The sequence below is a fragment of the Celeribacter halophilus genome (assembly GCF_018860305.1).
Lineage (GTDB): Bacteria > Pseudomonadota > Alphaproteobacteria > Rhodobacterales > Rhodobacteraceae > Celeribacter > Celeribacter halophilus_A.
In genome coordinates this window covers 177213-189677 of sequence record NZ_JAHKPE010000031.1, presented here as the reverse complement: position 1 = coordinate 189677, position 12465 = coordinate 177213, and the positions used below count along the sequence as shown (strand labels likewise).

The 12465-nt window shown below is 60.1% G+C and carries 11 protein-coding genes; 7 read left to right on the top strand and 4 right to left on the bottom strand.

The features are described 5' to 3' along the window. The first annotated feature begins 219 nt into the window (after positions 1-219). The 4 genes from KO492_RS12775 (at position 220) to der (ending at position 4035) form a co-directional block, all read left to right on the top strand. Positions 220-363, top strand: coding sequence for a hypothetical protein (locus tag KO492_RS12775; protein ID WP_216045316.1), 144 nt, complete (start codon positions 220-222; stop codon positions 361-363). 60 nt (positions 364-423) lie between these two features. After that, complete coding sequence (locus KO492_RS12770; protein ID WP_216045315.1) at positions 424-1074, top strand: hypothetical protein; 651 nt, start codon at positions 424-426, stop codon at positions 1072-1074. A gap of 40 nt (positions 1075-1114) precedes the next feature. Further along, a complete protein-coding gene (locus KO492_RS12765; protein WP_216045314.1) occupies positions 1115-2449 on the top strand; it encodes a PQQ-like beta-propeller repeat protein in 1335 nt (444 codons plus the stop codon). A 68-nt stretch (positions 2450-2517) separates the two neighbouring features. After that, complete coding sequence (gene der / locus KO492_RS12760) at positions 2518-4035, top strand: ribosome biogenesis GTPase Der (RefSeq protein WP_066599769.1); 1518 nt, start codon at positions 2518-2520, stop codon at positions 4033-4035. Positions 4036-4131: 96 nt separating this feature from the next. Here der and xth read toward each other — a convergent pair whose 3' ends face one another. From xth to KO492_RS12740, 4 genes are all read right to left on the bottom strand, one after another. Beyond that, positions 4132-4962, bottom strand: a complete 831-nt coding sequence (gene xth / locus KO492_RS12755; RefSeq protein ID WP_216045313.1) for an exodeoxyribonuclease III — start codon at positions 4960-4962, stop codon at positions 4132-4134. Between the two features lie 33 nt (positions 4963-4995). After that, on the bottom strand, positions 4996-6192 hold the full coding sequence (locus KO492_RS12750; RefSeq protein ID WP_216045312.1) for an NAD(P)/FAD-dependent oxidoreductase: 1197 nt from the start codon (positions 6190-6192) through the stop codon (positions 4996-4998). 120 nt (positions 6193-6312) lie between these two features. After that, positions 6313-6660: a DUF7282 domain-containing protein gene (locus KO492_RS12745; protein ID WP_252735517.1), complete on the bottom strand. Its 348-nt coding sequence runs from the start codon at positions 6658-6660 to the stop codon at positions 6313-6315. A 358-nt stretch (positions 6661-7018) separates the two neighbouring features. After that, a complete protein-coding gene (locus tag KO492_RS12740; RefSeq protein ID WP_216045311.1) occupies positions 7019-7351 on the bottom strand; it encodes a HesB/IscA family protein in 333 nt (110 codons plus the stop codon). A 149-nt stretch (positions 7352-7500) separates the two neighbouring features. Between KO492_RS12740 and KO492_RS12735 the strand changes: the two genes are divergently transcribed. From KO492_RS12735 to argS, 3 genes are all read left to right on the top strand, one after another. Then, positions 7501-8673 carry a deoxyguanosinetriphosphate triphosphohydrolase gene (locus tag KO492_RS12735; protein WP_216045310.1) on the top strand — a complete coding sequence of 391 codons (1173 nt, stop codon included), beginning with the start codon at positions 7501-7503 and terminating at the stop codon, positions 8671-8673. Between the two features lie 56 nt (positions 8674-8729). Continuing rightward, entirely contained in the window at positions 8730-10673 is a 1944-nt protein-coding gene (locus KO492_RS12730) for a cation:proton antiporter (protein WP_216045309.1), read from the top strand. 65 nt (positions 10674-10738) lie between these two features. Further along, on the top strand, positions 10739-12457 hold the full coding sequence (gene argS / locus KO492_RS12725) for an arginine--tRNA ligase (protein ID WP_216045308.1): 1719 nt from the start codon (positions 10739-10741) through the stop codon (positions 12455-12457). Positions 12458-12465 lie beyond the last annotated feature (8 nt).

Genomic DNA, 12465 nt, shown 5'->3' with positions numbered 1-12465 from the left:
TGGGTGGGTTACGCCCCGGAGCAGGGTCCGGATCAAGTTTTCCACCCGCGAAAGAGTTAATGGCATTAACATTGCGACCAAGATGGGGAATCCTCATGGCAATCACAAGATCGTGTCGGCAATTCTTTCACTTTGGAACCTGTTTTTGCATCTGGCAACCACTGGGGGCGGCGTTGTGAGGCACCGTCTCGGCATTTTTGCAGGGCAAGGCCCGTATGAATGAGCGCCTTTGCACAGAGCCCGCCGGATCAGGCAGGAAACGGCTTTTCTGCAATGCCAGCGCGGCTTGGCACAGGGCCGGAATGGCAGATCATCCATCTGATCTCAGCGCAGGTCTTGGCAATCCGGCGAAGATCGGGGTAAGAGGGTGCAAGAGTTTGAAACCACATGAATCCCGTGCATGCGCAGGGGCGGAGGGCATTTGTGAGCCAGAGCGATACCTTCATCGAGGAAGTGACCGAAGAGGTCCGCCGCGATAAATTCTATGCTTTCCTGAAAAAATACGGCTGGATCGGCATTGTCGCCGTTGTAGCGCTTGTGGGCGGTGCGGCGTATAACGAATACAGCAAGTCTCAGGACCGCGCACAGGCCGAATCTGCCGGTGATGCGATCACGGCTGCCTTGGGGCTGGATGCGCCCGAAGCACGGGCCGAGGCCCTGGCCGAGGTGTCTGTTGAAGGTGACGCGCGTGTGGTTGCCGCGATGCTGCGCGCAGGCGAACTTCATGCCGCAGGGGATGTCAAAGGCGCTTTGGCGGTTCTGGCACCTTTGATGGCTGATGACATGCTGGCGCCGGTCTATCGTGATCTGGCGGTTCTGAAATCCGCGATGATCGGTGCGGGGGAAATCCCGCCGGAAGATCGTGTGAAACAGCTTGCCGTCATTGCCAGCCCCGGCGCGCCCTACCGGCTTTTGGCCGAGGAGCAGATTGCCGCCGCTCAGGTCGAGATGGGCGAAGTGGAAGCGGCGATTGAAGGCTATCGGGCCATCTCGCAGGATGTCGGGGCAAGTAATGCCTTGCGTCGGCGCGCGGCTCAGATGATTGTGGCCCTCGGGGCCGATCCTGCGGAATAGAAAAACGCGTCGGGATCGTGGAATGAAAGGGAGTGCGGGTATGATCGGTCGATCTGGCAAAGCGGGGCTTTTCACAGCGATGCTGGCGCTGACGGCGTGTGGCGCGGGGCGTGAGGAGATTCTTCAGGGGCCGCGTGTCGATCTGCGCGACGGCTCGCCTCTGGCGGCGGCGACAGCCACCGAGACACCGCAAAACCGTGCCGAGAGCATTTCTCTGGGCCAGCAGGTTTCACGGGATTCATGGACCATGACCGGCGCAGGGCGCACTCATGCGTCCGGCCATAATGCCTTTACCTCCGGCGCGCCGAGCCTTGTCTGGACCGCTGATATCGGCAAGGGCAAGACCCGCAAGACCCGCCTGACGGTTGATCCTGTGGCGGCACAGGGCCTGGTCGTGGCGATGGATGCCGAAGCGCGTCTGACAGCTGTATCCGCAAGCTCCGGTGCAACAGCATGGTCTGTGGACCTGACGCCTGCAGGCGAGAAACCGGGCAAGGTTTTCGGCGGCGCTTTGGCGATCTCCGGCTCCGTGCTTTATGCGACGACCGGTTACGGCGATCTTGTCGCGCTTGATTTGAAAACCGGTGGCGAAATCTGGCGGCAACGTCTGGATTCTGTCGGGGCGGCGGGGCTCACGGTCTATGACGGTCTGGCCTATGTGGTCGCGGGCAACGGACGCGCTTGGGCGGTGGACACCTCCAACGGGCGCGTGAAATGGCAAATCTCCGGTCCCGAAAGCATTACCTCACGCGTCGGGGCGACCTCTCCGGCGGTGTCGGACAAATTCGCGATTCTGCCCTTTGCCTCCGGTGATCTCTACGGCGTCTTCCGTAAGGGCGGCGTCCGCTACTGGACCTCCTCTCTGGCTGGTCAGCGCAAGGGCGTGGTCTATGCCAATGTCTCTGACATCACCTCTGATCCGGTTGTGATCGGGGGAAAATTCTATGTCGGCAACCAGGCCGGACGCTATGCCGCGTTCAATCTCGAAACCGGTACACGGATCTGGACGGCGGACGAGGGGGCCTATAGCCCTGCGTCCATCGTGGGTGGCTCTGTCTTTATCGTGACCGACCGCAACGAGTTGGTGCGGCTCTCGGCCTCCAGCGGCGAGCGGATTTGGGGCGTGCAACTGCCCTATTTCACCACGGAAAAAGAGCGCAAGCGCAAAACCGTCTTTGCCCATTACGGTCCCGTGGCGGCAGGGGGCAAACTCTGGGTGGCCTCGGATGACGGAATGCTGCGCGGATTTGATCCTGTTTCGGGCGCATTGGCGGCCTCGGTTGCCCTTCCCGAAGGCGCGGCCTCGGACCCGATTGTCGTCGGCGGGGTGATGTATCTCCTGCTGGAAGACGGCTCTCTGGCTGCCCTGCGCTGATTCTCTTTGACGGGCGGCCCCGAACGGGTGTATCGGGGCTGCTTGAACCCACACCCGGAGCCTGAATTATGTCCTTTTCTCTCGCCATCGTCGGTCGTCCCAATGTGGGCAAATCGACCCTGTTCAACCGCCTTGTGGGGCGGCGTTTGGCGTTGGTGGATGACCAGCCCGGCGTGACGCGCGATTTGCGCGAAGGTGAGGCGAAGCTTGGCGATCTGCGCTTTACCGTGATCGACACGGCGGGGCTTGAAGAAGCGACCGATGCCAGCCTTCAGGGCCGGATGCGCAAACTCACCGAACGCGCGGTCGACATGGCGGATGTCTGCCTGTTCATGATCGACGGGCGTGCAGGTGTTTTGCCCGCCGACGAAGTCTTTGCCGATATTCTGAGAAAACGCGCCAAACATGTGATCCTTGCGGTGAACAAGGCCGAGGGAAAAGCCGGCGAAAGCGGTTTTCTGGAGGCCTATGGTCTCGGCATTGGCGAGCCTTTGCGCCTTTCTGCCGAACATGGCGAGGGGATGCCCGATCTTTATGACGTGCTCAAACCGCTCGCGGCGCAGTTCGATATCCGCTCGGCGCAAGAGCAGCCCGAGGTTGATGTCGAACTGACCGAGGAAGAGCAGGAACTGGGCGAGGGCGAAGACATCGGTGGCGCGTCGCGCGATTTCACCATGGACAAGCCTTTGCAGATTGCTGTCGTGGGGCGTCCCAATGCGGGCAAATCCACGCTGATCAACAAGCTTCTGGGTGAAGATCGCCTGCTCACCGGACCTGAGGCGGGGATCACGCGCGATTCTATCTCTGTGACGATGACATGGAACGGCACGCCCGTGCGGGTGTTTGACACGGCGGGGATGCGCAAAAAGGCCAAGGTGCAGGAAAAGCTGGAAAAGCTCTCCGTCGCCGATGGTCTGCGCGCGGTGAAATTCGCTGAAGTGGTGGTCGTGCTTCTGGACGTCTCTATTCCGTTTGAACAACAGGACCTGCGCATCGCCGATCTGGCAGAGCGTGAGGGCCGTGCGGTTGTGATTGCCGTGAACAAATGGGACGAGGAAAAAGACAAATCCAACAAGGCCAAAGAGTTGCGCGAAGAATTTGCACGGCTTCTGCCGCAGCTTCGCGGCGCGCAATTGGTCACGGTTTCCGCCATGACGGGCAAGAACCTCGACAAGCTGCAAGAGGCGATTCTCGATGCCCATGCGGTGTGGAACCGTCGTGTGTCGACCTCGCGTCTCAACAGCTGGCTGGGTGCCATGACCACGGCCCACCCGCCGCCTGCACCCGGTGGCCGCCGGATCAAGCTGCGCTACATGACGCAGGTGAAGGCCCGTCCGCCGCAATTCATTGTGATGTGTTCGCAGCCAGATGATCTGAACGACAGCTATAAACGCTACCTTATCAACGGGTTGCGCGAAGACTTTGATATGCCGGGCACGCCGATCCGCCTGTTCTTCCGCTCTCAGGCGGACAAGAACCCGTTCAAGAACAAGACCAAGTCCACACCGTCGCGGCTGCGTAAACACCTCGGCAAAGAACGTGCCGACGCGCCGAAGGTCAAGAAACAGCGCCCGCCGAAACGCTGAACCATCCGTGCGGGTGTCTGCTTTTGGTGAGGATGTTATGAAAAAGGGGCCCGTCGCGGCCCCTTTTGCTTTGATGTTGTCGCGTGAATCTCTGCCTTACAAATCCAGTTCGACCCAGATCGGCACGTGGTCTGACGGTTTGTCCTTGGCCCGCGTATAGGCGTCGATCTGACAGTCGGTCAAAAGATCGGCGGCCTGTGGCGACAAAAGGAAGTGGTCAATGCGGATGCCGTCGTTTTTCTGGAAGGCACCGGCTTGGTAATCCCAGAACGTATAGGTCTCCGGCGCACCATTCCGGACCCGCAACGCATCTGTGAGGCCGAGATTCATCATCTTGCGAAACTTTGCACGGCTTTCCGGACGGAACAGCGCGTCGTCTTTCCATGCCTCGGGGCGTTTGGCGTCTTCGGGCTGGGGGATGAGGTTGTAGTCGCCTGCCATCAGAAACGGTTCTTCGAGCGCCAAAAGTGCCTCGGCACGCTGTGTCAGCCGGTCGAACCATTTGAGTTTGAAGTCGTATTTCGATCCGGGCACCGGTTGGCCATCGGCGTCGAGATCGACCGGATTGCCGTTGGGCAGGTAGAGCCCGCAGATGCGGATCGCGCCTTTGTCGCCGACCACGGTGGCCTCGATATAGCGCGCTTCCTCGTCATCGGCCCCGTCGCGCCCTGCGCCCTGTGCGTCGGGCAGGCCGCGGGTCACGTCTTCGAGCGGCAGTTTCGACAAAAGCGCCACGCCGTTGAACGATTTCTGCCCGTGGGTTTCGACATTGTAGCCCATGTCCTCGAAAATCTCGCGGGGGAAATTCTCGTCGACGGATTTGATCTCCTGCAAGATCGCCACATCGGGTTCGGCTTCCTTGAGCCAATCCTGAAGGGCGTTGACCCGCGCTTTGATGCCGTTGATGTTGAAACTGGCGATTTTCATGGGCGCTCCTTCTTTTGTCCCTTTCTAGGGGGATCACTGGCGTTCGGCAATGGCCCGACCGGCTGCGGCGGCAGAGGCCCAAGCCCATTGGAAGTTGTAGCCGCCGAGCCAGCCCGTCACATCGACCACCTCGCCGATGAAATAGAGACCGGGGACGGTTTTGGCTTCCATTGTTTTCGACGACAGCCCGTCCGTGTCCACGCCGCCCAGTGTCACCTCGGCTGTGCGGTAGCCCTCCGAACCTGTGGGTTTGAGGGGCAGGGCGTGGATATGGTTTGCCAAGTCCTGAAGCGCCTTGTCCGACTGGTCGGCAAGATTTCCCCGCAAGTGCCACTTTTCGGTCAGAGCCGTGGCCAGTTTGGCGGGAAATAGGGTGGCCAGAGCGGTGTGCATCTGGCGACGGCCATTGTGGCTGCGCTCGGCCTTCAGGGCTTCGAATGCGTTTTGCGCGGGCAAAAGGTCCACGGTGATCGCATCCCCTTCGCGCCAGTAGTTCGAGACCTGAAGAATGGCCGGTCCGGACAGGCCGCGATGGGTGAACAGGAGTGCTTCGTCAAAGGATGTGCCGTTGGCCGTGACGCGCGCCTCAATGGCGGTGCCCGCAAGCGGTGCGATCCATTCCAGCTCATGGGGGGCGAAGGTCAGGGGCACGAGGCCGGGGCGGGTGTCCAGAACCTGAAGGCCGAATTGCGTCGCGATCTGGTAGCCGATCCCCGAGGCGCCCATTTTCGGAATGCTCTTGCCGCCGGTGGCCACCACCAGATTGCGCGCCTGCACCGGCTGACCGTTCAAGAAGACAGTAAACCGCGTGCCGTCATGGGAAATCTCGCCCACCTCTGTGGAAAGCCGCAAGTCGGCAGCGCGGGATTCGTGTAGCAGCATTTCGATAATGGCGGCGGATTTGCCGTCGCAGAACAGCTGCCCCAAGCCTTTTTCGGGGTTTTTCTCATGCCATGTGATGCCGTGCTGTGCCAGAAGGTCGATGAAATCCCATTGCGTGTAACGTGCCAGCGCCGATTTCATGAAATGCGGATTGCGGCAGATGTAATTGTCCGGCGCGGCGTAGAGATTGGTGAAATTGCACCGCCCGCCGCCGGAAATCCGCACCTTGTCGGCAGGGCGTTTGGCGTGGTCCACCACAAGCACGGAACCGCCTGTTGCGGCTGCGAATTTCGCGCAAAACAGCCCTGCGGCCCCTGCGCCTAGAATGAGTGTATCGACTTGGGTCATGAGGCGGTTTGAACAGGCTGTGCGCGCTATTGCAAGCCAAGAAAAAGCCCCCGCACGAGGAACGGGGGCTTTGGGGTGTCTGTGTTTTGTGGGAAACCAGACGTCCTTGGAGGCGCAGCGTCAGTCGCTTTCATGCACCTGTGCGGTGGCGCTCGGCGTGGTCGTGTCGTCCGTGTAGAGCACGGTCAGCACATCATTGAGCGCAGGGGTTTTGAAATTGACCCGTACATCACTGTTGGCACCTGCCTTGACGGCGGTGGAACCGAGAACCTTGCCATCCGTGCCGGTCCGCGCGTCATAGGCATAGATCACCCCGTCGGAATCGGCGCGCACAAGTTCAAGGGTCACGCCGGAGTTGGTGTTCTGGGCCTCTCCGACCTTGATGTAATTCGCACCGGCAAAAGCGGCGGAACCGGCAGCGGCCAGCAGTGTGGCGGCCACAAGAGTTTTTACGGTGTGGGTGATCATTGTCTTTGTCCTTTTATCCTTTGCGAGACACCGGCGGAATTGCACGGCGCTTTGCTCTGTCCTGTCTGATATGGGATGTGGGTCGCTAAGGTTAAGGGGTTGAAAGATCACAAGATTGCGCGTGAAAAGTGACGGTTTTGTGTGTGAATTCCTGTCGGGGTTTCTGTGTATTTACGCGCGATGGAAACGGGCAGGTCCTGCGTAGAAAGACGGCTTTCGCCTGTCTTGCGCGGTGAGGACCTGTGGGTTTGCGGAATGATGCGGCGTTTCGCAGGCCGCGCCAGAGAGCAGAACGCGAGACTGCAAAAAGGGAGGCCTGAAGACCTCCCTCAAAACCACGTCCCGAATGGGCTGCATCTCACATCGAAAATGATACGCCGCAGCCGCAAGAGGAGCTTGCATTCGGGTTGTCGATCACGAAACGCGCGCCGATCAGTTCTTCGGTGAAGTCGATGGTGGCGTTCTCCAGAAAGGGCAGGGAGACCGGATCAATCACCACCGTGCCACCGTCACCGGAGAGCACCACATCGTCTTCGGCGGGGGTGTCGAGGGTGATGTCATATTGAAATCCCGAACATCCGCCGCCTTCGACAGCGACGCGCAGCGCCTTGTCCTCGCCGGTTGCGGCGTTGATTTCGGCCAGACGTGCAAAGGCACGAGGGGTCACTTTCGGGGGCAGAGTAAGAGCCATGATGTCGATCCCGGGTGTTCAGGCTGAAAAAACAGCAGATTAATGCGAAAAAGCGGCGTCATCTGTTTGTCGCCGGATGCTGTGCACAATATAGTTGTGGAAAACACAGGCGACAAGGACAGGGGTGAAGATACCTCTGAAACAGGCAGATGATGAAACCCTATGCAAGCCAGCCGAACGACACCCGCGGGCGGCTCTACTCCGAGGAACTGTCAACGTTCCGCTCACCGTTCCAGCGCGACCGCGACCGGATCATTCACTCGTCGGCCTTCCGGCGGCTGAAACACAAGACGCAGGTCTTCGTCGAACATGAGGGTGATTACTACCGCACGCGGTTGACCCACTCTATCGAGGTGGCGCAGGTGGCGCGGACCATGGCGGGCGCTTTGGGGTTGAACGAGGGGTTGGCCGAAGCGGTCGCCCTTGCGCATGATCTGGGGCATTCGCCTTTCGGACATACCGGCGAGGATGCGCTCGAACTGTTGATGGCACCCTATGGCGGGTTTGACCACAATGCGCAGGCCTTGCGGATCGTCACCAAGCTGGAAAAGCATTACGCGACATTCGACGGGCTGAACCTGACATGGGAGAGCCTTGAGGGCATCGCCAAGCACAACGGGCCGATTGTCGGGCCTTATGCGGATAAAAAGAAACACCCCGAAGACGCGCCTTTGCCCTATGCGCTCAAGGAGGTGAACGACCTGTTCGACCTTGAGTTGCACACATTCGCATCCGCCGAGGCGCAGGTGGCGGCGATTGCCGATGATGTGGCCTATAACCACCACGACCTGCATGACGGGCTGCGTGCGGGGCTGTTCACCGCCGAGGATTTGATGGAACTGCCGCTGACGGGCCCGGCATATGAGGAGGTGGACCGCCTCTATCCGGGGCTTGAGCGCAACCGGCGCGACCATGAGGCGCTGCGGCGGATTTTCGGCTATATGGTCGAGGATGTGCTGACCATTGCCACCAACCGTTTGGAAGCGGCCAAGCCGGAAACCGCGCAGGACATCCGCGATATGGACCGGACGATCATCCGGTTTTCCAAACCGTTCTTCCAGAACCTCAAGGCGATCAAGTCCTTTCTCTTCACCCGAATGTATCGCGCGCCGTCTGTGGTGCGAGAGCGCCAGCGCGTGACCCATATGGTCAACACGCTCTTTCCGTTGTTCATGGAAAAGCCGGAGCTTTTGCCCGAAGAATGGCGTCATGAGGTGGAAAACGCGCAGTCGGAGACGGAACTGGCGCGGATCGTGCTTGATTATGTTGCCGGGATGACCGACCGTTTCGCCATTCAGGAATATGAACGACTTTGCGCCTGATGCGTTTGAGTATTTGAGGCACAAAGGAGACCGCAGGATCTGCGGGGGAGCGGGATATGGCGACAGAACATTTGACGGGCTTGGGTCCGGTGGAAGCCTTTGCCCTTGTGGGCGCACTTGGCGTCGGGTCGCAATGGCTCGCGTGGCGACTGAAACTTCCCGCGATTGTGCTGATGCTGGCCGCCGGTCTCATCGTCGGCCCCGCTTTGGGCATTCTTGATCCGCAGCGCGATATTGGTGATCTGGTGCAGCCGCTGATTTCGTTGGCGGTGGCGGTGATCCTGTTTGAAGGCGGGCTGACGCTTGATCTGCACAAGCTGGGGGATGCGCGCAAAGGTGTGACGCGTCTGGTTCTGATCGGCGCGCCTTTGGGTTGGTTCCTCTCGACAGCGGCGCTGCATTGGGGTGCGGGGCTGGGCTGGGAGGCCGCAACGGTGTTCGGCGGCATTATGGTTGTCACAGGCCCGACCGTGATCGCGCCTTTGCTGCGGCAGGCCAAGCTGCAAAAACGGCCCGCGAACCTGTTGCAATGGGAGGCCATCGTCAACGACCCTGTCGGGGCTTTGGCGGCGGTGCTGGCCTTTGAATTTGTGCTGGTAGGGCGCGAGGCGGAGAGCCTGCCGGATGCCTTGGTGCAACTGGGGGTCGGGATCGCCATGGCCATGGCTGTGGGCATCGCGGCGGGGATGGCGATTTCCTATACGTTCCGCCGCGCCTATGTGCCGGAATATATGAAGGTGCCGGTGCTGTTTGCCACGCTTCTGGTGACCTTTGCTTTCCCGAATATGATGCTGCATGAAAGCGGGCTTTTGGCGGTGACCGTGATGGGGCTGATCATCGCCAATGCCGATCTGCCGTCTTTCGAAGAGCTGCGCCGGTTCAAGGAACATGCGACGGTGCTTCTGGTTTCGGGCGTGTTCATCCTTTTGGCTGCCTCGATGGATTTCGCCTCCTTGGGACAGTTGACATGGCGGGCGGGGCTTTTTGTGGCCTTGGTGATCCTCGTGGCGCGCCCTGTGACCGTTTTGGTCTCGCTCATCGGGACCGGACTGCCGCGCAACGAAAAACTGCTTATCGCGCTGACAGGGCCACGCGGTGTGGTGCTTGTTGCTGTGGCGGGGCTATTTGGCGAACGTCTCGCCGCCAACGGGGTGAGCGATGGCGCGGTTGTGGGGCCTTTGGCCTTTGTGCTGGTGCTGACGACCGTGGTGTTGCACGGCTTCACGCTGGCGCCTCTCGCGCGGCGCTTGGGGCTGGCGTCCAAGGGCAAGCCGGGGGTGCTGATCCTTGGCGGGTCGCGGTTCACCACGGCTTTGGCGCAAGCGCTCAAGCGAGAGGAGGTGCCGGTGCTGATTGCCGATCCGAACCACGCGCGTCTGGTGCGCCCGCGTGCGGCGGGTCTGCCGGTGTTTTACGGCGATATTCTGGGCGAGGCGGCGGAAGACAGTCTTGAAGTTCTGTCCTATGCCACGCTCATAGCGGCGACGGAAAATGATGCTTATAACACGCTGGTGGCGACGGATTTCGGCTCTGAATTCGGGCGCGATCAGGTCTGGCAACTGGCCCGCGTCAAAGGTGAACGCGCACGCCATGCGCTTCCGACGCAACTGGGCGGGCGTCCTTTCGGGGCGGGCAAGACCTATGGCGAGCTGGACGAGTTGATGCGTCAGGGCTGGAAGCTCTCTGTCACGCAACTGTCCGAGGATTACGGTTTTGACCAGTGGAAAGAGGACCGGCCCAATGCCATGCTTTTGGGGCGGATGAGTGCGGACGGTGTGTTCAAGCGTTTCCTGCCCGAAGATGCCGAGCTTTTGTTTCCGGCGCGTGCGGAGGCTTTGATCAAGGATTTGCCCGAAGACCAGCGCGAAAGTGCACGCGAGGCCCTCAAACGCCGCCGCACGGAACTGCGGGTGAATACCGCACGCGGGCGGATGAGCCCCGGTGTGAAACTCGTGGCGCTTGTGCCGCCGGAAGATCAAACCCCCAAACGTGTTGAATGAGCAAGCCCCGTTGACGTGGCGCGCCCGCGTGATAAACCCGCGCTGGACTGACAAAGAGAGACATCATGAACCTGTTCGCCGATATCCGTAGCCTTGTGATCGACAGCCTCAATGCGATGAGCGCCGAGGGTGTTTTGCCCGAAGGATTGGAGTTTTCCAATGTTGCGGTGGAACCGCCGCGTGATCCGTTGCATGGCGATATGGCGACCAATGCGGCGATGGTTCTGGCCAAGCCTGCCAAGATGAAGCCGCGCGACATTGCCGAGAAACTGTCCGAGAAACTTGCCGCTGATGCGCGGATCGAGACGGTTGATGTGGCCGGTCCCGGTTTCATCAACCTGCGTCTGGCCGAGGCGGTCTGGTCCGGTCTTGTGGAAACTGTGCTGACCAGCGAGGGCTTCGGGCGCTCGACCTTGGGCGGGCAGAAAAAGGTCAATGTCGAATATGTCTCCGCCAACCCGACCGGTCCGATGCATGTGGGCCACACGCGCGGTGCGGTGTTCGGGGATGCTCTGGCCTCGCTGCTGGATTTTGCGGGCTATGACGTGACGCGCGAGTATTACATCAACGATGGCGGCGCTCAGGTCGATGTGCTGGCGCGTTCGGTGTTTGAACGCTACCGCGAGGCCCACGGGCTGAGCCCCGAGATTGCAGAAGGGCTTTACCCCGGCGACTACCTTGTGCCAGTGGGCGAGGCGCTCAAGGAGAAATACGGCGACAGTCTTCTGGACAAGCCGGAGGAAGAATGGCTGGCCGATGTACGTGTCTTTGCCACCGATGCGATGATGGCGATGATCCGTGACGACCTGAAGATGCTGGGCGTCGAGATGGACCGGTTCTTCTCCGAAAAATCGCTCTACAACACGGGGCTGATCGAAACCGCGATCAAGGAACTGGACGAAAAAGGTCTGATTTATCGCGGCGTTCTGGAGCCGCCGAAAGGCAAAATGCCGGAGGACTGGGAGCCGCGCGAACAGACGCTGTTCAAATCCACCGCTCACGGTGATGACGTGGACCGCCCGATCCAGAAATCTGACGGGGCATGGACCTATTTCGCGCCGGATATTGCCTATCACTATGACAAGGTGAAACGCGGCTATGACGTGATCATCGACGTATTCGGTGCCGACCATGGCGGCTATGTCAAACGGATGAAAGCGGCCGTGTCTGCCCTGTCGGATGGCAAGGTCGATTGCGATATCAAGCTGATCCAGTTGGTGAAGCTCTTCAAAAACGGCGAGCCGTTCAAAATGTCCAAACGGGCGGGCACATTTGTGACCCTGCGCGATGTGGTCGAGCAGGCGGGCAAGGATGTGACACGTTTCATCATGTTGACGCGCAAGAACGACGCCTCGCTGGATTTCGATTTTGACAAGGTTCTGGAGCAGTCGAAAGACAACCCTGTGTTCTATGTGCAATATGCCCATGCGCGGATCTGTTCCGTGTTGCGCAAGGCCGAGGCGCAGGGGATTACACTTTCCGATACGCCGCGCTTTGACGATCCCGCGGAGATTGCCGTTGCACGCAAGCTGGCCGATTTCCCGCGTCAGGTGGAAATCGCCGCCAAAGGCCACGAGCCGCACCGGATCGCCTTCTATCTCTATGATCTGGCTTCCGACTTCCATGCGCTGTGGAACAAGGGCAATGAGAACGAGGCGCTGCGCTTCTTGCAAGACGATGCGGAGCTGTCGGCGGCAAAAATTGCCCTACCGCGTGCCGTGGCCGTTGTGATTTCTGCCGGACTTGCTATCCTTGGGGTAACTCCGGCTGAGGAAATGCGTTGAGTTTCAAG

Bases quoted from the DNA above. Each gene is read 5' to 3' on its own strand.
- KO492_RS12775 (WP_216045316.1), top strand. From the start codon at position 220: ATGAGCGCCTTTGCACAGAGCCCGCCGGATCAGGCAGGAAACGGCTTT.
- KO492_RS12765 (WP_216045314.1), top strand. From the start codon at position 1,115: ATGATCGGTCGATCTGGCAAAGCGGGGCTTTTCACAGCGATGCTGGCG.
- der (WP_066599769.1), top strand. From the start codon at position 2,518: ATGTCCTTTTCTCTCGCCATCGTCGGTCGTCCCAATGTGGGCAAATCG.
- xth (WP_216045313.1), bottom strand. From the start codon at position 4,962: ATGAAAATCGCCAGTTTCAACATCAACGGCATCAAAGCGCGGGTCAAC.
- KO492_RS12750 (WP_216045312.1), bottom strand. From the start codon at position 6,192: ATGACCCAAGTCGATACACTCATTCTAGGCGCAGGGGCCGCAGGGCTG.
- KO492_RS12745 (WP_252735517.1), bottom strand. From the start codon at position 6,660: ATGATCACCCACACCGTAAAAACTCTTGTGGCCGCCACACTGCTGGCC.
- KO492_RS12740 (WP_216045311.1), bottom strand. From the start codon at position 7,351: ATGGCTCTTACTCTGCCCCCGAAAGTGACCCCTCGTGCCTTTGCACGT.
- KO492_RS12735 (WP_216045310.1), top strand. From the start codon at position 7,501: ATGATGAAACCCTATGCAAGCCAGCCGAACGACACCCGCGGGCGGCTC.
- KO492_RS12730 (WP_216045309.1), top strand. From the start codon at position 8,730: ATGGCGACAGAACATTTGACGGGCTTGGGTCCGGTGGAAGCCTTTGCC.
- argS (WP_216045308.1), top strand. From the start codon at position 10,739: ATGAACCTGTTCGCCGATATCCGTAGCCTTGTGATCGACAGCCTCAAT.